Below are 20,672 nucleotides of genomic sequence, written 5' to 3' on the forward strand. Positions count from 1 at the left end.
ACAGCTATGATGCTGAAGTGTTTCAAGAGCTACGATGTGCGCGGACGCGTCGGCGAGGATCTCGACGCCGAGATCTGCCGCCGGATCGGACGCGCCTTCGCCGAGGTGATGGATCCCGGAAGCGTCGTGCTTGGCCGCGACATCCGCTCGACCTCCGAGGAATTCCAGACCGCCCTGGCCCAAGGCCTGCTGGAAAGCGGTGTCGATGTCATTGATATCGGGCTCTGTGGCACCGAAGAAGTCTATTTTGCCACCGATCATTTCGGCGCCGGCGGCGGGCTGATGGTCACGGCCTCGCATAACCCGATCGACTATAACGGCATCAAGCTGGTCGAACGCGGCGCCCGTCCGATCCCGCCGGAGGGCGGGTTCAGCGAGATCCGCGACCGCGTTGCCGCCGGGATCGCCGCGCCGGAAGGCCCGCGCGGCACACTCCGGCGCGAGACGGCCCGCCCGGCTTATGTCGAACGCGTGCTGTCCTTCATCACGCCAGATCTGCTGAGGGGCCGGAAGATCCTCGTCAATGCCGGCAATGGCTGCGCGGGCCCGACATTCGACGCCATTGCCAAGGCGCTGGCGGGCAAGGGCGCCGATATCACCTTCGAGCGGCTGCACCACCAGCCCGATGGCAGCTTTCCCAATGGCATCCCCAACCCGCTCCTGCCGGAGAACCGCCCTGTCACGGCCGATGCCGTGCGCGCGTCCGGCGCGGATTTCGGCGTTGCCTGGGATGGCGATTTCGACCGCTGCTTCTTCTTCGACGAGACCGGCGCCTTCATCGACGGCGAATACCTCGTCGGGCTGCTGGCCGAGGCTTTCCTCGGCACCCATCCCGGCGCGAAGATCGTCCATGACCCGCGTGTCATGTGGAACACGCGCGAGACAGTCACGGCGCTTGGCGGCGAGCCGGTCGTGTCATTGACCGGGCATGCGCATGTGAAGGCGACGATGCGGCGGGTCGATGCGATCTATGGCGGCGAGATGTCGGCGCATCACTATTTCCGCGACTTCATGTATTGCGATAGCGGCATGATCCCGTGGCTGCTGGTGGCCGAGCATCTCTGCCGGACGGGCAAGCCGCTCTCCGAACTGATCGGCACCGCACGAGCCCGGTTCCCCTCCTCGGGCGAGATCAATTTCCGTGTCACCGATGCCGCAGCCGCAATGGAATCCATCGAAACCGCGCTTGTGGGTGAAGGCTGCGAGATCGACCGGCTGGACGGGGTGAGTCTCGATTTCGGCGACTGGCGGCTGAACCTGCGCCGATCCTCGACCGAGCCGATGCTGCGCCTCAATGTCGAAGCCCGCAACGACCGGGCATTGCTGGAGCGCAAGACCGCGGAGATCACCGGGATGATCCGTGCTTTCGAGGCTTGAGGCGGTCGCGGTCCGGGTCAGTCCTAGGCGGAGTTGCACGCTCTGGCCCAGAGGCGAAACGGGAGCTGGCATGACCGCCGCCCGCTCACTCAGATGATCGGCACCAGCGGGACGCCGCAACTTGCCGGCAGGGAGAACAGGACCGCAGCGAGCGCAAGGCGGATCATGCGGATTTCCGCTCGACGATGACGGAGCCAACCGAGTAACCGGCGCCGAAGGAGCAGATCAGGCCGATCTCGCCCTCCGCCATGTCGTCGCTGTTCTGGGAAAAGGCGATAATGGAGCCCGCCGAGGAGGTGTTGGCATAGGTCTGAAGGATATTGGGCTGCTCCTCGGGGGTCGGCACGCGGCCCATGACCTTCTTGCCGATGAAATCATTCATCGTCTTGTTGGCCTGGTGCAGCCAGATCCGCTTGAGCTGCTCGCGGTTGATGCCGTCCTCTTCCATATGGCCCGCGATATGGGCACAGACCAACGGCAGCACCTGCTTGAACACCTTGCGGCCCTCCTGGACGAAGAGCATGTCGCGGCGGTCGTCCATGTGGCCGGGGCGCGTGCGGCGCAGGAAGCCGTTATTGTTGCGGATATTGTTGGAAAACTCGGTGGCCAGTTTCGTCGAGCGGATGGTGAAATGCGCCCCTTTGGCATCCTCTTCGCGCTCGATCAGCGTCGCGGTACAGACATCGCCGAAGATGAAATGGCAGTCCCGGTCGCGCCATTCGAGATGCGCCGAGCAGATCTCCGGATTGACCACCAGTGCCTTGCGGATGGAGCCGGCGCGGATCATGTCGGCCGCGGCCTGGATGCCGAACGTGGCCGAGGAACAGGCGACATTCATATCGAAGCCGAAGCCGGAAGTGCCCAGCAACTGCTGGATCTCGACGGCGATGGCGGGATAGGCGCGCTCGTGATTGGAGGCGGCACACAGGATCGCATCGACCTCGGAGGCGTCGACACCGGCCTGGGCCAGCGCCTTGGTGCAGGCATCGACGGCCATCTCGGCCATCACACCCGGCTCTTCGTCGCTGCGCTCGCGCAGGACAGGGTGCATGATCGCGGGGTCGAGCGTACCGGACTTGTCCAGCACGTAGCGACTCCCGATGCCGGAGGCGGCCAGGATGAACTCGGTGGAAGAATGTGCGAGCGGCTCCTTCTCGCCGGCGGCGATGGCCTCGGCATTCTCCGCGTTCACCCGGTCGGCATAGGCGTTGAAGGCCACGACCAGCTCGTCATTGGTGATGGTGTCGGAGGGCGTGAAGACCCCGGTTCCGGTGATCGCTGGCTGATGCATGGGGGGCCTCCTTCTCGATCCGAGACAGAGAGCCTGACTGAACGCGAAGGTCAAGAGGGGGCGGCATCGCCGGGCGCGGGGCTGGCTTCGAAACGGCGAGATACTGCCGGCGGATCAGCTTGCGAAAGGCAGGTCGCGGGAAGGCTCAATTCAGGTGCAGCAGCCGTTCTTCCAGCGCATCGGCCAGGACCGTTTCGGGAAGCGTTTCGCCGAGCCAGTCGAGCAGGGGAACAAGGCCCGCCGGGCTGCGGTCAAACTGCGCGTGGTCGATGAGGAAGCTGCGGTCCGGATGGGCGGCATGGGCGCGCTGGAAACGTTCGATTGTCATCTCCAGCACGTCGATGACAACGTCACGGTCGCGATCCTGCCACCATCCCGATTGCGAGGCATCGGCCGGATCGCGGGTGAGGAAAATGATACGCGGGTCCTCGAAACGGGTCAGCATGAAGCGGATGACCGCCTCGAAGGCACGGTCGGACAGGGTCTCGTCGGTGTAATTGATCTCCTTGAAACCGGTAATCCGCGTGCCCTCGGGCGGGCGCAGGACATGGGAGACGAAATTCTCGGCCAGCGCATCGGCAAAAGCATCGGGCCGGGCCTCGCCGATCCCGTACCACGGGTTCCCGGTCAGGCGGGCGCGATTGCCCGAGCGCTCGCGGTGCTTGTCCGCGAGGGTCTCGGCGGCCTCCGCGAGGCTGCACAGGAGCGCGCCGTTCTGGCCACGTATGAAGGCACCATCAATGGCATTGAGCGCCTTGAGCAGGGCCGTGGAGCCGGTCCGCCCGAAGGTGACGATGAAGACATGTTTCATGAAAGGACACCCGCGCTGTTGCGCCTCCCCCGTAGCATGGGCCGCGGCAAGCGAAAACAGCCTCGACCGGCGAGAAGAAGATGCTAGACAGGACGGTGCGTTTTGATGGGAGTGGACGAATGGAAGACGTTGCAACGGCGGATACGATGGTCTTCTCGGGCTGGTTGATCGCGATCATTATCGGGGCCCTTGCCGGCTGGCTGGCCGGCAAGATGGTCGCGGGCGGAGGCTTCGGCTTCCTCGGCAACACGGTGCTCGGGATCGGCGGGGCCATCCTGGCCAACTGGGCGCTGCCATTGATCGGGGTCGATTTCGGAGCGGGGTTCTTCGGCTCCGTTGTTTCCGCGTCGATCGGGGCGGCGGTGGTGCTGCTCCTGATCCGGATTATCAAGCGGGTCTGAGTGGCCGCGCAATGGGCAGAGTTTCTGTTCGTTGCGCCAAAACGGAATTGCGCCTCCGGCTGTGCCAACACCTGATCGTGGGATGGCACAGCAATAATGGCAATCTCCAGGTTGCCCCCGCCAAGCCCGACACGGACCCAATCGCCGCAGGTCTGAAAAAGCGCCATCCCGCCGGGAGGGGCCGGCGGTGATGCCCACCGGATCGCCCGAGTTTCCAAACTGCCCGGTGAACCGGCACTGCCCCTCCGGGCGGGACCAAAAAAAAACGCCCGCACAAGGCGGGCGCTAAGTCATTGAGGCAGGTTTCATACAGGCAAGAAACCTATCGAGCAGTACCCTTGTTATACTCAAACGAGCACCGCGCGCCAAGTTAAAAGTTTGAAATGGTTGACTTGCAGGGCTAGGTTCGGGGCCAAGAATACAAGGGCAGAGAGGGATTGTTGCTAAAATGCGACCCAAATATTTCGAAGCCGCGCGTGGTTTTGCTTGCGCCGCGGCCCTGACCTGCGCAGGGGGATTCGCCGCTGCGGATCCGGCCCATGGCATAGCTATGTATGGAGACCCCGCACTTCCACCGGATTTTGTGTCTCTGCCGTATGTAAACGCAGACGCACCTAAGGGCGGCCGAATCGTTCTCTCCGAGGTCGGCGGCTATGACAGCCTGAACCCATTCATCCTGAAAGGCAGTTCCGTCTACGGGCAGCGGAATTACGGATACGAGTCCCTGATGGGCCGAAACTGGGACGAACCCTTCACGCTATACGGCCTTCTGGCCGAATCGGTCGAGACCGGGCCGAATCGCGAGTGGGTTGAGTTCACCCTGCGGAAAGAGGCGCATTTCTCCGACGGCTCGCCTGTGACCGTCGAGGACGTGTTGTGGTCTTACGAAACGCTCGGAACGCTTGGTCACCCGCGCTATCACGGCGCGTGGAAGAAGATCGAGACGGCGGAGGCGGTCGACGACCGCACCGTGCGCTTCACGTTCAACACCAAGGATAACGAACTGCCGCTCATCCTCGGGTTGCGCCCGATCCTGAAGAAATCGACCTATGACGACCGTCCCTTCGACGAAAGCTCGCTGGAGCCCCCCATCGGCACCGGCCCCTATGTCATCTCCGATTTCGAGCCCGGCCGTTTCGTGACGCTGAAGAAGGACCCGGACTGGTGGGGCGCGGACCTGCCCTTCAACACCGGCCTGCACAATATCGGCGAGATCCGCTACGAGTGGTTCGGCGATGGCGATGTCGCCTTCGAGGCTTTCCGCGCCGGCGAGATCTCCTCCAATCGCGAAGGCAATTTCGCCAAGTGGAAGACGGCCTATGACTTCCCGGCCGTGCGGGATGGCCGGATCGTGCTCAGCGAGATCCCGCATCAGCGCCCCTCGGGCATTCGCGGCATGGTCATGAACACCCGCCGCGCGCCCTTCGACGACTGGCGCGTGCGCGATGCGCTGACCCACGCGTTCAATTTCGAGTTCATCAACAACGCCCTCAATGGCGGTGAGGAGCCGCGCATCACCTCCTTCTTCTCCAACTCCGTGCTGGGCATGTCCGACGCGCCGGCCGAAGGAAAGGTGAAGGACTTGCTGGCTCCCTTCGCCGAGGCGCTGCTGCCCGGCGCGCTGGAAGGCTATGCGCTGCCGGTCTCGGACGGCTCGGAAGCGAACCGGAAGAACACCCGCACGGCGCTGAAGATCCTCGGCGATGCCGGTTGGACGGTGCAGGACGGCGTGATGAAGAACGCCGATGGCGTGGCGCTGGAATTCGACATCCTGCTGCGCTCCGGCGCGACCCAGACGATCAATATCGCCGAACTCTTCGCCGAGCAGCTCAAGCGGATCGGTGTGACGGCCAATCTCGTCTCCGTGGACAGCGCCCAGTACAAGGAGCGCACCCAGGAATACGATTTCGACATGGCTTACTACATCCGTTACATGTCGCTTTCGCCCGGCAACGAACAGAACCTCTACTGGGGCGCCGAAGGTGTCACCAAGCCCGGCACGCGCAACTGGATGGGGATGAACTCCCCCGCTGCCGAGGCGATGATCGAAGCGCTCCTGAATGGCGAAAGCCAGGAGGATTTCCGCGCTGCCGCCAAGGCGCTGGACCGAGTCCTGACCACCGGCCGCTATGTGATCCCGATCTGGTATTCGCCTGTCGGCCGGCTCGCCCACAAGGCGGAGCTGAAATACCCCGAGGGCAAGACACAGATGTATGGCGACTGGATCGGCTTCCAGCCCGATGTCTGGTGGATCGAGGAGTGATGTCCTGACCTCCGGGGCGTCGCGCCGAAACGCGGCGCCCTGACATGACCTCAGTTGCAGCGTTCCCAGTCGGCGACATAGCCATCGCGAATGACATAGACGCCGTGTTCGCTGCGCATCAGCATGACCCGCTCGCGATGGGTCATCCCTTCGCCCGAACATTCCAGATCATACAGCTCCGCCGCCATATCGCGGACAGTGACCGGATTGGTCATCTCGCAGCTGTTCTCGACCCCCTCCAGCCGGCCATCCCGGATCGCCAACGCCCCCATATCGGCGCCGATGGTCTGGCAGTCCCAGCCTTGCGACCCCGCTGGAAAAAAGACTCCGTCGAAGTTGCCAGCGGTCGCGGCCTGCCCGGTCAGGAGCAGCCCGATACAGATCATTGAAATACGCATATGTCTTGCCTCCCAGGCTCTGGCAGAAGCATAGAACCGCCGGGAGAAACCGCAAAGCAAAGACCGGGTCCCGAGCCTGGCCTCCGCCAACCTCTCGCAGCCCGTCAGAACGTGTCGAGGATCAGGTTCAGGATCTCGCGACGGTATTTCGGGCTGGCAAATCGGGCACACATGGCCTGGCTCGCCGCCACCATCTCGGCACATCGGTCCGGATTGCTCCGCGCCCAGTCGAGCTTCTCCTGCGCATCGCCCGCGCCGGGTTCCAGGGGGATGTAATGCTGCCAGGGTCGGAAGGACGCGGTATAGAACAGCTCCCAGCCATCCTCCTCCTTCAGCACGACCGAGTTGGAATTGGCCGCGGCGAAGAAATTGGAGCCCGTATCGTGCCCGGAGAGGCTGGCGATATAGCGAGACCCATAGATCCAGGAGAGCGGCTCGCGCCTGGCGCAATAGGGAGAGAGCAGCGAGCCCTCGCACAGGCGTGAGAACTGGTCCGGCAGGGTGAACCCGATATCAAAACCGGCATGACCAAAATGCCGGGTCACGAAATCATAGCGCGTGAGCTGCATCAGCTCGGCCTCCAGCGCCATCTCCGCGTCCGAACCGCGCTCGGTCGTCATCAGGTCCTGCAGGATCTGGTGCGAGGGGCGACGTGGCAGCTCCGGGTCGAACCGCCCCGACAGCGCCCGGCCGGCAAGGTTGCCACGCCAGGCCAGCCTGTCGGCCTTTTGCTCGAAGGGAACCGGGTCCGGCGTCTCGGACTGGGCGAAATGGCGTTCGCCGATCGTGTGATAGCCGGGCAGCGGCCAGAGCACGAGATTGGCCGCATCGGGGCGACGGTTATAGGTCACGATTGGCACATCCGGCGCGTGCGTCCCGTCGGCGCCGAGATTGCGCCCGTCCTGCATGTCGATCTCCATCGGCCGTGCCCGGTGCAGCGACAGCACCTCGTTGAGCACGCCTTGTAGCCGCTCCAGCTTGGGCACGCGCGGGCGGGCGAGAAAGATATCCCGCTCCCAGCCGGGGACGCGGATCACCGGCCAGGGCTTGCCGGTCTTGTCCAGCACGCTGTTGCGACCATCCCAGACCGCCTGTAGCGCCGAGTGGCGTCGTGTCTCCAGCGGCATATCGGGCTGCGGCGCGCGCAGGGCACAGTGCCGCGCCACGCTTTCGACGAAGAGCCGGTCCACAGGCGGCGGACGGCGTGCAGGCTCGGCGCCCCTGAGCTGCGCCTGCAAGGTCTCAAGCTGGCGTTCCCGCCGCTCGAAGGTCTTCTTGCCGGGGCCGCCGGGGATCTTCCGGAAAGCAAACCAGGGCGAAAGCCGCTCGGCGAGGTCGCGCGGCTGATCGGTATCGATATTGTAGCGGATCAGCTTCTTGCTGCCGTCGAAATGCGTGAGCACATCGGAGATATGGCGCTCCCAGTCGCGCAACCAGAAATGCGGAACGTCGCTCAGCGGCAGGCCGAGGTGATGGGCGTGAAAGCGGATATATTGCCCGTCATGATGACTGGCGCGGCTGGCCGCCCAGGCTTCCGGATCCCGTTCGTTGAGGAGGAAGAGCGCGTCGGGAAACTGCTCCTCCAGGAAGCGGAACTCCTTGTAGCCCTCCAGCATCGGCTTGTCATAACGATGCACGCTTTCAAGATCCGAGAACAGCCGGGCGTTGGGCCAGTCCTGCAAGGGGAGCGTGCCCGTCGCCTTGGCATGAAAGATATCTTCGGCCAGCCCGCCCCTGCCCCAATGCCGGGCCTCGTAGCCGTTCGACTGGAACAGGTCGGTAATGAATTTCGTTCCGCAACGGTTGAACCCGATCTGGAAGACGACGGGGGGACGCGCTTCCATGACAATGTCCTTTCCAATGCCTGCACGCGACGTGCCAAATGCGTGCCGCCTGCGGTCTCCTGAGCCTGTTTGCATGGTATTTGCAAACAATTTCGTCGGAAGTTTGGCTCCCGGGGTTCGTTCCGGATGCCCGCCGCCCTCCCTGTGAAGCCCACTTGTTGATAAAATCCTAATGGCTTGCCCAGAAGGTGTCACAATTCGTTAAGAAGAGGTTAGGGCTGAAACAGCCATTTTGGCTTCTGCAGAAGGACCCGTGCGTACTCCCTTCGGGGCGGGACATCACGGTCAGAGCGGAGCAGCCGAAATGACGACAAGTATTTCCTTCCAGACATCCGGATCTCTGGGAACAGTGTCCGAAAACATGCTTGGCGGCAACTTCCTGATCGACCGTGACCGGATGGATGACGGTACCTATGACGAGGCGGTGCAGGATCTCGGCCTGAGCAACCTGCGCTATCCCGGCGGCACCGTCACCGAGTGGTTCTTCGACATCAATGACCCCGACAAGACCACCGGCTGGGACCCCGACAGAGGCGAATACCGCGACCTGCTTCCGCTGTCCGATTTCATGGCGGATGCGGCCGCTCTCGGCGTCGGCGTCAATATCGTCATTCCCACCCGGAGCCTGCTGGGAGAGGGCGAGCTCGGCACACGCGCGCCGCTGGATACCGCCTATGACGATGTCTACGACTTCGTCTACGAGCTGCTCTCCGGGACGTTCGGCGATGCCGAGGTGATGTGCCTCGAGATCGGCAACGAGTACTGGCTCGGTGGCGAGATGGACGTGACCGAATACGCGAAGATCGCCAGCGTCATCGCCGAGGCCTCGCAATCCGCCATCGATCAGCTCAAGACCGAAGGCAGCCTTCTGACCGAGCCGGATATCGCGGTCCAGCGCGGCCAGTACGGCGCTTATTCGACCGAGAAGGGCTGGGTGCAGAACGATTACCTGATCGAGAACATCACCGACGAGGCCGCCGAGGCGATCGACGCGGTGGTGACGCATTACTATGCCTCCGGCAGCTACGATAATCTCGAAAACACCGATTACCGTTTCGACTATCTCGACGACTGGTCCGAAAGCGGGCGGTTCGGCGACCTCAAATACTACGTCACCGAATGGAATGTCGCCGGCAACAATACCGAAGATCTCGGAATGCGCGGTGCCTCGGTGCTGCTCTGGGTGTTCTCGGAAATGGTCATGGAAGGGGTCGATGCTGCCTTTGTCTGGCCCGTCCAGCAGACCACGGATATCACGCTGACCGGGAACGAGGGCGACGACACGCTGTCGATCTCCGGCGAGACCTTTGCCATGCTCGGCAGCTCTGTCGGCGGCAAGGACCTGCTATCGCGCTACGACTATGGCAATGGCCATGTCTATGTCTATTCCGATGGCGAGGAGACGGTGGTCTACCTTGCCTCGCGCGAAGAGACCGACAGCCAGATCTCGCTGGACCTGACCTCCCTCGGCCTGACCGGTCTGTCCTACGAAGTGACCTCTCTGGGCACGGATGGTCTGTTTGACGATCCCGATGCCACCCCGATCGTGACGGTGGTCGGAAGCTACAGCAATGCCGGCAGCACCGCCCTGTTCGATATCGGTGCCTATGGCGTTGTCCAGGTCGTCTTCGGGAGCCAGATGGATGCTGGCACCGATGCAGTGGAGGTCGATCTGGCGGAAGCCCTCTCCAGCATCACCGAGACCCTCGATTTCGCGATCTGGACCGGGTGTGACGACCTGCTCGACAATGGAGGCACATTGATCGACGGCTGCGACAGCGATCTGGAGATCCAGTCCGGCGACGGAAATGACCTCATTCTCGGCAGCGATGGACAGGACACGGTTTTCGGCGAAGGTGGCCATGACTGGCTCGAAGGCAATAGCGGCAACGACCTCATCGAAGGCGGCGACGGCGATGACGGGATCATTGGCGGCAGCGGCGATGACGGGCTTCAGGGCGGCGCCGGCGAAGACTACATCTCCGGCGGCAGTGGTTCCGACCAGATCAGCGGTGGCGCCGATGACGACTACATCCTCACCGGTGCGGGCCATGATTTCGTCGATGGCGGCATCGGGAACGACCATGTCGCGGATACGAGCGGCGCCGATACCGTCTGGCTGGACTCCGGCGATGATGTTTTCGTCGATGGCGTCTATGCAAAGGACGGCGACGATGTCGTTCATGGCGGGGCCGGCAATGACACCATTCTCGCCAAGGCGGGCAATGACATGCTGTTCGGCGAAGCCGGCAATGACGTGATCGAAGGCGGCAATGGCGATGACCAGATCGAGGGCGGCGATGGCAACGACCGGATCTGGGGCGGTGGGGGCGCGGATACGCTCCTGGGCGGAACCGGCGATGACGCCATCTCGGGCGGTGGCTCGGACGACCTGATCAATGGTGGCGAGGGCGGCGACCTTCTTCGGGGCGGCGACGGCAATGACAGCCTCATCGGCGACATTGGCGACGACCATCTGGTCGGCGATGATGGCGACGACCACCTTTCGGGCGGGGACGGGCGCGACATGCTGAAAGGTGGCGCGGGCGATGACACGATCCTCGGCGAAAGCGGCAAGGACACGCTCTACGGACATGACGGCGCGGACAGCCTCGATGGCGGTATCGAGCAGGACTACATCTATGGCGGCGACGGCAATGACACCCTGATCGGCGGCGACGGCGATGACCGTCTCTTTGGCGGCAATGATGACGATGCCATCCTGGGCGGCACGGGGCGCGACCAGCTCACCGGCGGCAATGGCGACGACATGCTCGATGCGGGGAGCGAGGATGACTGGCTCTTCGGCGGCGCGGGCAACGACACGTTGCTGGGCGGAGACGGGCGCGATCAGATGGAAGGCGGCGCGGATGACGACACGTTGTTCGGCGGCGACGGGGCCGACAAGCTCTATGGTGAGAGCGGATCCGACAGCCTCGATGGCGGCGCGGGCAACGACTACATCTATGGCGGCAGTTCGGCGGACAGGTTGCTCGGCGGTGCCGGCGATGACCGCCTCTATGGCGAAGACGGCAATGACCGGCTGGAGGGCGGCGACGGAACAGACCTGCTTGATGGCGGGGACGGCGACGACACGCTGATTGCCGGCGATGGCGGCGGCTGGCTCTATGGCGGCGCCGGCGCGGATGCCTTTGTCTTCGACAGTGACGACGGCAAGCACAATATCTACGATTTCGACGCCGATGACGTCATCCGGATCCAGGACTCGGTCTCCTCCTTCGAAGACCTGACAATTGTCGAACATGCGAACGGCAATGTCGCGATCTCCTTTGCCGAGACCTCGGTCATGCTGGTAACGCCGTCCACGCCAATCGACGCCGGGGACTTCATCTTCTCCTGAGCCCGCGCGCCCCCCTGCGCGCCTATCACAGCTTGCATTCCGGGCGGCGTCGCGCAATCTGCCGCCGTCCACATGCATCTCGAAAGGCTCGGGCCATGAAGAAGCCCTGTATCATCTGCGTCGCGATCACCGGTTCGGTCGCAACCAAGGAAAACAACCCCGCCGTTCCCATCACGTTCACCGAACAGGTTGAAAGCGTTCATGAAAGCTTCGAAGCCGGGGCCGCCATCGCCCATTGCCACGTGCGCAATGACGACGGCACACCCAGCTCGGACCCGGAGAAATTCGCCCGCCTGAAGGAAGGGCTGGAGACACACTGTCCCGGCATGATCCTGCAGTTTTCGACCGGCGGTCGCTCCGGCGCGGGCTCTGCGCGCGGTGGCATGTTGCCGCTGGCCCCCGACATGGCCTCGCTCTCGGTCGGCTCGAACAACTTCCCGACCCGCGTCTATGAGAACCCGCCGGACCTCGTCGACTGGCTCGCCAGCGAGATGCGGACCTATGACGTGAAACCGGAGATCGAGGCCTTCGACCTCAGCCATATCCACCAGGCCGTGGCGATGAATCGCGACGGGCGGATCCCGGGCCGGCTCTACGTGCAATTCGTCATGGGCGTGAAGAACGCGATGCCGGTCGATCGCGACGTGTTCGACTATTACATCAAGACGATCCAGCGTCTGGCACCGGACGCCGATTGGTGCGCTGCCGGCATCGGCCGCAACCAGATCGTGGTCAATGAATGGTGCATCGCCGAGGGCGGCCATACGCGCACCGGCCTCGAAGACAATGTCCGGATCGACAAGGACACACTCGCCCCGTCCAACGCCGCGCTGGTGTCCCGAGCCGTGGATCTCTGCGAGAAATACGAGCGACCTGTTGCGACCTGGCAGCAGGCGCGAGAGATGCTCGACCGGCCGCTCCGGCAGCCTGCCTGACGGCGACAGCGGCGCCCAAAACAGGGGCGCAAAAACAATTCGGGGCCCCTGAGGGCCCCGAAAAAACGTCCAGGCGAAAATCGCCCTGAATTACATCGCTTCGAGATTGATCGCGGATTCGCGACCATCACGGCCAGCTTCGATGTCGAAGTTCACCTTCTGGCCATCGGCCAGACCGGTCAGGCCGGAACGCTCAACGGCGCTGATATGAACGAAAACGTCCTTTTTGCCGCCATCGGGTTGAATGAAGCCGTAGCCTTTGGTGGTGTTGAACCATTTCACGGTGCCAGTAGCCATCCGTCGTCTCCTAGTTAGATCTCGCTGCCCGCAGGATTGCGGCAACGTCGGCGTCAGTCGTTGCAATCGAGACTGAAGCCGAGGTGGAGACAATCTGTGCGTGGTACCGGTCGCATTTTCGGATATGGCCTACCAAACTGAGTCTTGCAAGTCCCAGTCTACGCGTCGAGGCCATGCCCCGCGCCTTTCGGTGATTTTCTGCCAATGGTTGCGCCTGACCTGTCCCCTCTCCCGAGGGTCAGTGGGTCCAGACGGTTCGGCGATTGGTGGCGAAATTTTCGCCATAGCCGCCCTGCCGGATCACCGGCTTGCGCTTCTTGGGCGCGACCACCACGTAATCCAGCCCCTTGGACTTCGCATAATCCTCGGCAGCTTCCCGGCTGGCGAACTTCATCTTGATCTGCGCGGCCATGTCCGAATTGCTCGGCCAGCCCATCAGGGGATCAATCTCGCGGCCGCCCGACGGCACAAGTTCCAGCATCCAGATCTTCGTCTTGCCCGTACCGGACTGCATCGGGTTCTTGGCCGGCTGATAAATGCGCGCGCGCATGGGCAACTCTCCTTGGATCACGGCAGATATATCGCCAAGAGGCGGGGGCGACGCAAGGGGCCATTCTGTCTCGGGAGGATGAGCGGTTGCCAGCCGGCATCGAGGGAATGGGGTGGGTCGTGAGGCGAACCGGCTGGCAACCTTACTGCTGCGTGAAGTTACCGTAGCGTCATTTTGTCCGAATCGCGAGTCATATTGGTCGCACCTGATGACAGCTCAGCGCGGAGCCGCGGTTTCGGCCTGCACAGAGCAGCTCCGGAAACGCGCCGCTTGAACTTTGCGGCCCAAGAGATGAAATGGAACAAAACCGGATCACCGGTCCCCCCAGTCGCGAGTCGCCCGATGCCTTATGCCCATTCCGACAAGAGCGAAGCCCTCCTCAACAGTCCCGCGTCGGATGTCCGGACGCGGGAGAAGCTGGAGGGCGGCAAAGAGTTCACCCTGCATGCAAAGTTCGAACCGGCCGGCGACCAGCCGAATGCGATCGTCGAGATGGTGGCCGCCGTTCGCGAGGGCGAGCGTGACCAGGTCCTGCTCGGCGCGACCGGCACCGGCAAGACCTTCACCATGGCCAAGGTGATCGAGCAAACGCAGCGCCCCGCCATCATCCTCGCGCCCAACAAGACGCTGGCCGCGCAGCTCTATGGTGAGTTCAAGAGTTTCTTCCCGGACAACGCGGTCGAGTATTTCGTCAGCTTTTACGACTATTACCAGCCGGAAGCCTATGTCGCGCGTTCCGACACCTATATCGAGAAGGAAAGCCAGATCAACGAGCAGATCGACCGGATGCGCCACTCGGCCACCCGCGCCCTGCTCGAACGCGACGACGTGATCATCGTCGCCTCGGTCTCCTGCATCTACGGGATCGGCTCGGTCGAGACCTACGGGGCGATGACGCAGGATCTGCATGTCGGCAAGGAATATGACCAGCGCGGCGTGATCGCGGATCTGATCGCCCAGCAATATCGCCGCAACGACCACGCGTTTCAGCGCGGATCCTTCCGGGTGCGCGGCGATGTGCTGGAGATCTGGCCCGCGCACCTCGAAGACCGCGCCTGGCGGCTCAGCTTCTTTGGCGAAGAACTGGAGGCATTGACCGAGTTCGACCCGCTGACCGGCGAGAAAACCGACACGTTCGAGCGCATCCGCGTCTACGCCAACTCGCATTACGTGACGCCCAAACCAACGATGAAACAGGCGATCAACGGCATCAAGAAGGAGCTGAAGCAGCGCCTCGACCAGCTCGTCAACGAAGGCAAGCTGCTGGAGGCGCAGCGACTGGAACAGCGGACGAATTTCGACCTCGAAATGCTCGAAGCCACCGGCGTCTGCAACGGCATCGAGAACTACTCCCGCTATCTCACAGGGCGCGCGCCCGGCGAGCCGCCCCCCACGCTTTTCGAATTCATCCCCGATCACGCCATTGTTTTCGCAGATGAATCCCACGTTTCCGTCCCCCAGATCGGCGGCATGTACAAGGGCGACTACCGGCGCAAGTTCACCCTCGCGGAGCACGGCTTCCGCCTGCCCTCCTGCATGGACAACCGCCCGCTCAAATTCGAGGAATGGGACGCGATGCGCCCGCAATCGGTCTTCGTTTCCGCCACGCCCGCCGCCTGGGAGCTGGACCAGACCGGCGGCGTCTTCACCGAACAGATCATCCGCCCAACCGGCCTTCTGGACCCACAGGTCGAGATTCGTCCGGTCGAGATGCAGGTGGACGACCTGCTGGACGAGATCCGCAAGGTCGCCGCTGACGGCTACCGCACGCTGGTCACCACGCTGACCAAGCGCATGGCCGAGGACCTGACCGAATATCTGCACGAGCAGGGCATCAAGGTCCGCTACATGCATTCCGATATCGACACGATCGAGCGCATCGAGATCCTGCGCGACCTGCGCCTCGGCGCTTTCGATGTGCTCGTCGGCATCAACCTGTTGCGGGAGGGGCTCGACATTCCCGAATGCGGCCTCGTCGCGATCCTCGACGCCGACAAGGAGGGCTTCCTGCGCTCCGAGACCTCGCTCATCCAGACCATCGGCCGCGCCGCCCGGAACGCCGAGGGCCGGGTCATCATGTATGCCGACCGGATCACCGGCTCGATGGAGCGTGCGCTCAAGGAGACCGAACGCCGTCGGGTCAAGCAGATCGCCTATAACGAGGAACACGGCATCACGCCGGAAACGGTGAAAAAGAATGTCGAGGACATCCTTCAGGGCCTCTACCAGGGCGATGTGGACATGTCGCGCGTCACCGCGAAGGTCGACAAGCCCCTGCATGGCGCCAATCTCGAGGCGCATCTGGACGGCTTGCGCAAACAGATGCGCGAGGCCGCCGAGAACCTCGAATTTGAGGAAGCGGCGCGGCTGCGCGACGAGGTCAAGCGGCTGGAAACGGTGGATCTGACCATCTCCGACGACCCGCTCGCCCGGCAATCCGCCGTCGATCAGGCGGTGGAATCGGCCCAGAAGAGCAGCGGTCGCTCCACAGCCGGGCGTCCGGGCCAACGCGGGGGCGTCAAGAAACGGCGACGCAAGTCCTGACCGGACACGCTGGACGTTAACCACTTGGCAAGATCGCGTGCCTGCCTTGGCAGTTCTTAACGGATTGCAAAGGAAGCCATGCGACTCTCGTCTCAGGTTTTCATTGATCGTTCTTGTGCCGAACTATCCGGCGCTCGAGACGAACGGGATTTGCCGGTGGGCGGCCGGTGTTTGGGGGATTGTCATGGTTGTCGGATTGGTACTTGTCTCGACGGCGGTCGCCATGAGCTGTGCCGGCGCGATGCTCTTTCTGGGCGGCGGCTGGCTGTCTGTTCTCGGCATCTACATGGCGTCGGGCATGGTGACGGCAATCATGTTTCTGCTGCGCCTGATCCTGATCGAGATGCATCAGGTTGACGCGTCCTCCGGCGCTGCCGAGGAACTGCCCGCCAATAGTGCGGGACGCCCCGCCAAAACGGTCTGATTCCAAACCTTCCATGCTCGGGTAACCACTTCTTAACCAAGATGACCGAGCGTTCCGGCTATGAAAGCCGGCCCGTTTTCTCTTGTTCTGGGCATCCTGTGCCTCGCCCTCATCGCGGCAGCGCAACCAGGCCTCGCCGGAGGCGCATGGCCGCGCGGCAAGGACAAGGGATTCCTCTCGCTCTCCTACTCTACCTTTGGCGACGTGATGGGCTACATGCAGTCACTGTCCTATCAGGTCCCTGGCGTCGAACCGGTTGAACTCACGCAAGAAATAGCTGCCTATTTCGAGTATGGCATCACCGAGAATCTGACTTTCGGCATCGACCGGATCCAGCGCCCACACGAGCACAGCTTCAGCACCGTCTATTTCTTGCGCCGAAACTACAGCCGTCCGAACTGGCGCAGCAGCTATGGCTTCGAGGTCGGGATGGGCGGCTACCGGGACTGGCGACAAATCAATGACACCCAGTTTCGAGTCGGCGCGTCCTGGGGACGGGGCTTCGAGACGCGCTGGATCGATGGATGGGTCGATATCGACGCGAAGATGAGCGGCCTGGACAAAGCGCGCACCATGGCCTGGAAGGTCGATTCGACGCTGGGCCTGAAACCGGGCGAGCGCTCACTCTTCTACCTGCAGATGCAATCCGGTGCCCTTGACGGATACCCCACCTATACCCGCGCGCAACCAACCTATGTGATGAAGCTCGGGCGCGGCATCAGCATCGAATCCGCAGTCACGATCGGACTCGAAAATGACGAGTCGCAGGGGATGAAGATCGGGGCCTGGCTGGATTTCTGACCGCGCGCGGGATTGAACTTCACAGCGAAGCGCTGCAGCCTGTCCCGGCACCCAGCAGAGACATGAAACCGCCAGATGGCATCACCCTCCCCTCCAGACGCACCGGTCGTCGCGCTTGTCCTCGGCGCCGCTGCCTGGGAAGGCGGGCGCGCTTCACCGACATTGGAACGCCGCGCACGCCATGCCGCGCGGCTCCTCCTCGAAGACCACGTCACCCATATTGTCGGCTGTGGTGGCATCGGCCGGTTTCCTCCAAGCGAGGCCAGCCTCATTTGCCGGATCTGCCGCGCCGCCGGCATTGCCGAAACCACGCTCCACGCGGAAGATCGCTCGACGAACACGTTGGAAAACATCGCCTTCGCGCTGCCGATCCTGCAGGAAATTGGCACGGACAGGGTCTGTATCGTCACCGACGGCTATCACCTGCCGCGCGCGCACCTGATCGCGCGCAGGATGGGCCTGCGGTGCCAGCCTGCGCCACCACCGCCGCCCGGCCCGCTCACCGCGCGCAAGATCAAAGCCCTGCTACGCGAAGCCGTCGCCTATCTGTGGTACCTTTTGCGGGCGCCTAGCGCACCACCATGACCGCACAGCCCGCATGGCGCACCACCTGGGCCGCCGTGCCGCCAAGCAGGTAATCCTGCATGCCCGGCCTGTGACTGGCGATGACGATGCAATCGCTTTCATGCTCGGCGGAATAGTCGAGGACTGCCCGCCCCGCATGCCCCTGGATCAGGACACCATGCCCGCCGGGGACTTGGGCCGCAAAGCGCGCAAGCTCGGACATGAGCCCTTCGCGCGTGGCCTCGGTCAAGTCGGCCGGCATGTAATGCAGAGCATAGGTCGGGATGTATTCCATAACGTGAAGAAGGGTAATCTTCGCCTCCGGCGCCGCCAGGGCGCGCGCGACATCGAGCGCAGCGCTGATCTTTGCGTCATCTTCGAAGGATACCGGCACGAGGATATTGTGATACATGTTTGCCTCCCGTACACGCGCCAAGTATCCCCCAAAACCGCCGCAAGCGCGTTGATTCAGGTCACGTCCCGCGCATTACGGGTGGCGGATGAACGGCGAGAGAACTGGTGCTCCGGGCAGGAGCCGGCCGAGCGCGTCGAAGTCACCCGCCGGATTGGACGCCCAGACCGGCCGATCGCCAAGCCCGTCCAGCAGCGCACCCTGCCCGTCCAGAACGCCCGCGATACGCGCCGCGAAGGCGTCTCGGGTCGGCGCCTCGTGATAGCCATGCACCTCGTGCACGCATTCCGGCGCCAGCACCGTGAAGCCGCAATAACGCAGCGCATGGGCCAGCGGCCAGAGTTGCAGGCGCAGATCGCCCTCTCGGCCGTCTGGCCCGCATTCCGCAGCGCGACAGCCCGTCGAACAACAGATGAGCGCCCGCTTGCCAATGCAGGGACCCTTCTCGAACCGCTCCTCGACCAGATGCAACGCGCCATGCACCAACGCCCGGTCGATCCAGCCCTTGAGCATCGCCGGCGCGCCAAACCACCAGATCGGGAAATGCAGAACCAACAGGTCGGCCGCCCGGATCTTTGCGACCTCCGCCGCCAGATCCGCCGGCAGGCTGCCCGCCGCCACGGCCTCTTCCTGAACCCGGAGCGGGTCGAACCGCCCCTCATGGCCATAGAGTTCCGCCCGCTCGGCCGGATCGAACCCCATCGCGTAGAGATCCGACGTCTGAACCTCCCCGAAGCCCCGCGCTGCATCCACCGTGGCGCGGGCCCAGGCGTGGGTGAAGGACTTCGGCTCCGGATGGGCCGAAACAACAAGCGTGTTGGTCACGTCTGCCTCATTTGAAACTGGCAACGACCTCGTACATGACCGGTTCGAAGCTGCGGCACAACTCGTTGATCTCCCGGTTCCGCCGCCGCATTTCGTCGCTGCGCAGCATGGCCTGAAAATCCTCGCGCCGCTCCCATTGCGAGTAATTCGCGATCCGCGTCTGCGCATCGTTGACATGCAGGCCCGCCCCGACAAAGCCAGGCTGCTTGGAGATGAAGGTCTCATAGGCATCGATCAGCGCGTCCATCAGATCCTGACAGGTCCCCGGCGTCATCTCGAAGGTCGTGAGAACGGTCTGAACATCATTGGCCCTGGAAATCGTCGGCATGTTTTCCTCCCTGTGGTTGGCCCCAGCCTAGCACGGCCGGAGCAGGCCGCACGGGAGAAATGCGGCGCGGGCACGCTCCGCATACAGGCCGAAACGAAAAGACCCGCCGCGAAAACGCGACGGGCCCCGAAAGATCTTTGATCGCTCGGCTCAGCGCACGACATGCACCGCGCATTTGGCGTGACGCACCACGCGGGCGGCGGTCGAACCAAGGAAATAATCCTGCATGCCGGGCCGGTGCGAGGCGATCACGATGCAATCGACTTTGGCCTCGTCCGCATAATCGAGAATGGTGCGCGCCGAATGCCCTTCGACGACCACGACCTCGGCCGCATCGACATTCTCCGACAGCGCCGACAGCCCGCCGGTGATGTCTTCGCGCGCCTTCTCGAGATGGTCCGGCGGCAGATACTCCGTCGCGTATTGCGGCAGGTGCTCCATGACATGCAGCAGGGTGATCTTGCCGCCCTCGGCGCGGATTGCCTGCGCGATATCCATCGCTTCCCGCGCATTGCGGTCCGCTTCGAACGATACTGGAACGAGGATGTTGTCATACATGATGCGATGTCTCCTTACAGCCCAGAGCCTATCTCGCTGCCGGGCGCTCTACCTTGATTCAAGTCAGGAAATTCCACCAGTAGCCCGCAAGATCTTCCTTTCGGCCGACCGGCTGCGCGCTTCCCTTGTCATTCCCCCTCCGGCCACTACCCTGCGTTCAGTGAGGACAGGTGGCAAGAGACCAATGCGCGAAAAGATTTCCGATCCGATCCGGCCAACCGATGACGAGGCACGGCAAATTGCGCGGGACTTGCTCGACCGCGCCCGGTTCGGCGCCCTTGGCGTGATCGACCCGGATTCCGGCGGCCCGATGGTCACGCGGGTCGCGGTCGGGACCAGCCCGGAGCGGACACCGCTCCTGCTCGTCTCGACCCTCTCGGCCCATACCGGCGCGCTGCGGGCAAACCCGGCCTGTTCGTTGCTGCTGGGCGAACCAGGACCAAAAGGCGACCCCCTCACCCATCCGCGCCTGAGCCTTCAGGCCACGGCACGGTTCGTGCCGCGCGACGCCGCGGACCATCCCGCAATGCGGGACCGGTGGCTGCGGGATCACCCCAAGGCAAAGCTCTATATCGACTTCGGGGATTTCGGGTTCGTGCGGCTGGAGACGGAGCAGGCGCTGCTCAATGGCGGCTTCGGCAAGGCCTATCGGCTCGGGCCGGAGGATCTCGTCGCGCCCGGATAAGCC

The 20,672-nt window shown here is 63.3% G+C and carries 20 protein-coding genes; 10 read left to right on the forward strand and 10 right to left on the reverse strand.

What is annotated here, in order from left to right; genetic code table 11:
* The first annotated feature begins 6 nt into the window (after nt 1-6).
* Entirely contained in the window at nt 7-1,377 is a 1,371-nt protein-coding gene (locus tag R3X27_RS06375; protein WP_317707994.1) for a phosphomannomutase, read from the forward strand.
* 163 nt (nt 1,378-1,540) lie between these two features.
* Here the strand turns inward: R3X27_RS06375 and R3X27_RS06380 are convergent, their stop codons facing one another.
* Both R3X27_RS06380 and R3X27_RS06385 read right to left on the reverse strand, forming a co-directional pair.
* A complete protein-coding gene (locus R3X27_RS06380) occupies nt 1,541-2,668 on the reverse strand; it encodes a beta-ketoacyl-ACP synthase III (RefSeq protein WP_317707995.1) in 1,128 nt (375 codons plus the stop codon).
* Between the two features lie 145 nt (nt 2,669-2,813).
* Nucleotides 2,814-3,479 (reverse strand): sulfotransferase, encoded by a 666-nt coding sequence (locus R3X27_RS06385; RefSeq protein WP_317707996.1) that lies wholly within the window; start codon nt 3,477-3,479, stop codon nt 2,814-2,816.
* Nucleotides 3,480-3,598: 119 nt separating this feature from the next.
* Here R3X27_RS06385 and R3X27_RS06390 point away from each other — a divergent pair, with 119 nt between their 5' ends.
* Together R3X27_RS06390 and R3X27_RS06395 are read left to right on the forward strand one after the other, a co-directional pair.
* Nucleotides 3,599-3,880: a GlsB/YeaQ/YmgE family stress response membrane protein gene (locus R3X27_RS06390; protein WP_317707997.1), complete on the forward strand. Its 282-nt coding sequence runs from the start codon at nt 3,599-3,601 to the stop codon at nt 3,878-3,880.
* Nucleotides 3,881-4,328: 448 nt separating this feature from the next.
* On the forward strand, nt 4,329-6,143 hold the full coding sequence (locus R3X27_RS06395; RefSeq protein WP_317707998.1) for an extracellular solute-binding protein: 1,815 nt from the start codon (nt 4,329-4,331) through the stop codon (nt 6,141-6,143).
* Between the two features lie 50 nt (nt 6,144-6,193).
* Here R3X27_RS06395 and R3X27_RS06400 read toward each other — a convergent pair whose 3' ends face one another.
* Nucleotides 6,194-6,541, reverse strand: a complete 348-nt coding sequence (locus R3X27_RS06400) for a hypothetical protein (RefSeq protein ID WP_317707999.1) — start codon at nt 6,539-6,541, stop codon at nt 6,194-6,196.
* Between the two features lie 104 nt (nt 6,542-6,645).
* On the reverse strand, nt 6,646-8,385 hold the full coding sequence (locus tag R3X27_RS06405; protein ID WP_317708000.1) for a glycosyl transferase family 90: 1,740 nt from the start codon (nt 8,383-8,385) through the stop codon (nt 6,646-6,648).
* Between the two features lie 304 nt (nt 8,386-8,689).
* Between R3X27_RS06405 and R3X27_RS06410 the strand changes: the two genes are divergently transcribed.
* Both R3X27_RS06410 and R3X27_RS06415 read left to right on the forward strand, forming a co-directional pair.
* The gene (locus tag R3X27_RS06410) at nt 8,690-11,746 is read left to right on the forward strand and encodes a calcium-binding protein (protein WP_317708001.1); all 3,057 of its coding nucleotides are present in this window, start codon (nt 8,690-8,692) and stop codon (nt 11,744-11,746) included.
* Between the two features lie 95 nt (nt 11,747-11,841).
* Nucleotides 11,842-12,681: a 3-keto-5-aminohexanoate cleavage protein gene (locus R3X27_RS06415; RefSeq protein ID WP_317708002.1), complete on the forward strand. Its 840-nt coding sequence runs from the start codon at nt 11,842-11,844 to the stop codon at nt 12,679-12,681.
* A 90-nt stretch (nt 12,682-12,771) separates the two neighbouring features.
* Here R3X27_RS06415 and R3X27_RS06420 read toward each other — a convergent pair whose 3' ends face one another.
* Both R3X27_RS06420 and R3X27_RS06425 read right to left on the reverse strand, forming a co-directional pair.
* Nucleotides 12,772-12,978, reverse strand: a complete 207-nt coding sequence (locus R3X27_RS06420; protein ID WP_317708003.1) for a cold-shock protein — start codon at nt 12,976-12,978, stop codon at nt 12,772-12,774.
* Between the two features lie 238 nt (nt 12,979-13,216).
* On the reverse strand, nt 13,217-13,528 hold the full coding sequence (locus tag R3X27_RS06425; RefSeq protein WP_317708004.1) for an ETC complex I subunit: 312 nt from the start codon (nt 13,526-13,528) through the stop codon (nt 13,217-13,219).
* A 342-nt stretch (nt 13,529-13,870) separates the two neighbouring features.
* On the opposite strand from R3X27_RS06425, the gene uvrB reads away from it, so the two are divergent.
* The 4 genes from uvrB to R3X27_RS06445 all read left to right on the forward strand — a co-directional run bounded on the left by uvrB (nt 13,871) and on the right by R3X27_RS06445 (nt 17,882).
* Nucleotides 13,871-16,072: an excinuclease ABC subunit UvrB gene (gene uvrB / locus R3X27_RS06430; protein WP_317708005.1), complete on the forward strand. Its 2,202-nt coding sequence runs from the start codon at nt 13,871-13,873 to the stop codon at nt 16,070-16,072.
* Nucleotides 16,073-16,256: 184 nt separating this feature from the next.
* The gene (locus R3X27_RS06435; protein WP_317708006.1) at nt 16,257-16,496 is read left to right on the forward strand and encodes a hypothetical protein; all 240 of its coding nucleotides are present in this window, start codon (nt 16,257-16,259) and stop codon (nt 16,494-16,496) included.
* Between the two features lie 60 nt (nt 16,497-16,556).
* Nucleotides 16,557-17,297: a hypothetical protein gene (locus R3X27_RS06440; protein WP_317708007.1), complete on the forward strand. Its 741-nt coding sequence runs from the start codon at nt 16,557-16,559 to the stop codon at nt 17,295-17,297.
* A 75-nt stretch (nt 17,298-17,372) separates the two neighbouring features.
* Nucleotides 17,373-17,882, forward strand: coding sequence for a YdcF family protein (locus R3X27_RS06445; RefSeq protein ID WP_317708008.1), 510 nt, complete (start codon nt 17,373-17,375; stop codon nt 17,880-17,882).
* On the opposite strand, the gene R3X27_RS06450 is transcribed toward R3X27_RS06445, so the two are convergent.
* The 4 genes from R3X27_RS06450 to R3X27_RS06465 all read right to left on the reverse strand — a co-directional run bounded on the left by R3X27_RS06450 (nt 17,866) and on the right by R3X27_RS06465 (nt 19,984).
* Entirely contained in the window at nt 17,866-18,273 is a 408-nt protein-coding gene (locus tag R3X27_RS06450) for a universal stress protein (RefSeq protein WP_317708009.1), read from the reverse strand. The two genes, R3X27_RS06445 and R3X27_RS06450, sit on opposite strands and share 17 nt — an antisense overlap.
* 75 nt (nt 18,274-18,348) lie before the next feature.
* Nucleotides 18,349-19,098 (reverse strand): NAD(P)H-dependent oxidoreductase, encoded by a 750-nt coding sequence (locus R3X27_RS06455; RefSeq protein ID WP_317708010.1) that lies wholly within the window; start codon nt 19,096-19,098, stop codon nt 18,349-18,351.
* Between the two features lie 7 nt (nt 19,099-19,105).
* A complete protein-coding gene (locus R3X27_RS06460) occupies nt 19,106-19,426 on the reverse strand; it encodes an antibiotic biosynthesis monooxygenase family protein (protein WP_317708011.1) in 321 nt (106 codons plus the stop codon).
* Between the two features lie 150 nt (nt 19,427-19,576).
* Nucleotides 19,577-19,984, reverse strand: coding sequence for a universal stress protein (locus tag R3X27_RS06465; protein ID WP_317708012.1), 408 nt, complete (start codon nt 19,982-19,984; stop codon nt 19,577-19,579).
* Nucleotides 19,985-20,168: 184 nt separating this feature from the next.
* Between R3X27_RS06465 and R3X27_RS06470 the strand changes: the two genes are divergently transcribed.
* Nucleotides 20,169-20,669, forward strand: a complete 501-nt coding sequence (locus tag R3X27_RS06470) for a HugZ family protein (protein WP_317708013.1) — start codon at nt 20,169-20,171, stop codon at nt 20,667-20,669.
* Nucleotides 20,670-20,672: the final 3 nt, after the last annotated feature.

The organism is Tropicimonas sp. TH_r6, from assembly GCF_033101155.1.
Classification (GTDB): Bacteria; Pseudomonadota; Alphaproteobacteria; order Rhodobacterales; family Rhodobacteraceae; genus Tropicimonas.

What these genes read in the sequence shown, in the direction of transcription:
- R3X27_RS06380 (WP_317707995.1), bottom strand. Translation starts at nt 2,668, where the DNA reads ATGCATCAGCCAGCGATCACCGGAACCGGGGTCTTCACGCCCTCCGAC.
- R3X27_RS06400 (WP_317707999.1), bottom strand. Translation starts at nt 6,541, where the DNA reads ATGCGTATTTCAATGATCTGTATCGGGCTGCTCCTGACCGGGCAGGCC.
- R3X27_RS06395 (WP_317707998.1), top strand. Translation starts at nt 4,329, where the DNA reads ATGCGACCCAAATATTTCGAAGCCGCGCGTGGTTTTGCTTGCGCCGCG.
- R3X27_RS06390 (WP_317707997.1), top strand. Translation starts at nt 3,599, where the DNA reads ATGGAAGACGTTGCAACGGCGGATACGATGGTCTTCTCGGGCTGGTTG.
- R3X27_RS06440 (WP_317708007.1), top strand. Translation starts at nt 16,557, where the DNA reads ATGAAAGCCGGCCCGTTTTCTCTTGTTCTGGGCATCCTGTGCCTCGCC.
- R3X27_RS06450 (WP_317708009.1), bottom strand. Translation starts at nt 18,273, where the DNA reads ATGTATCACAATATCCTCGTGCCGGTATCCTTCGAAGATGACGCAAAG.
- R3X27_RS06420 (WP_317708003.1), bottom strand. Translation starts at nt 12,978, where the DNA reads ATGGCTACTGGCACCGTGAAATGGTTCAACACCACCAAAGGCTACGGC.
- R3X27_RS06460 (WP_317708011.1), bottom strand. Translation starts at nt 19,426, where the DNA reads ATGCCGACGATTTCCAGGGCCAATGATGTTCAGACCGTTCTCACGACC.
- R3X27_RS06445 (WP_317708008.1), top strand. Translation starts at nt 17,373, where the DNA reads ATGGCATCACCCTCCCCTCCAGACGCACCGGTCGTCGCGCTTGTCCTC.
- R3X27_RS06375 (WP_317707994.1), top strand. Translation starts at nt 7, where the DNA reads ATGATGCTGAAGTGTTTCAAGAGCTACGATGTGCGCGGACGCGTCGGC.
- R3X27_RS06410 (WP_317708001.1), top strand. Translation starts at nt 8,690, where the DNA reads ATGACGACAAGTATTTCCTTCCAGACATCCGGATCTCTGGGAACAGTG.
- R3X27_RS06405 (WP_317708000.1), bottom strand. Translation starts at nt 8,385, where the DNA reads ATGGAAGCGCGTCCCCCCGTCGTCTTCCAGATCGGGTTCAACCGTTGC.
- R3X27_RS06415 (WP_317708002.1), top strand. Translation starts at nt 11,842, where the DNA reads ATGAAGAAGCCCTGTATCATCTGCGTCGCGATCACCGGTTCGGTCGCA.
- R3X27_RS06425 (WP_317708004.1), bottom strand. Translation starts at nt 13,528, where the DNA reads ATGCGCGCGCGCATTTATCAGCCGGCCAAGAACCCGATGCAGTCCGGT.
- R3X27_RS06465 (WP_317708012.1), bottom strand. Translation starts at nt 19,984, where the DNA reads ATGTATGACAACATCCTCGTTCCAGTATCGTTCGAAGCGGACCGCAAT.
- uvrB (WP_317708005.1), top strand. Translation starts at nt 13,871, where the DNA reads ATGCCTTATGCCCATTCCGACAAGAGCGAAGCCCTCCTCAACAGTCCC.
- R3X27_RS06385 (WP_317707996.1), bottom strand. Translation starts at nt 3,479, where the DNA reads ATGAAACATGTCTTCATCGTCACCTTCGGGCGGACCGGCTCCACGGCC.
- R3X27_RS06435 (WP_317708006.1), top strand. Translation starts at nt 16,257, where the DNA reads ATGGTTGTCGGATTGGTACTTGTCTCGACGGCGGTCGCCATGAGCTGT.
- R3X27_RS06470 (WP_317708013.1), top strand. Translation starts at nt 20,169, where the DNA reads ATGCGCGAAAAGATTTCCGATCCGATCCGGCCAACCGATGACGAGGCA.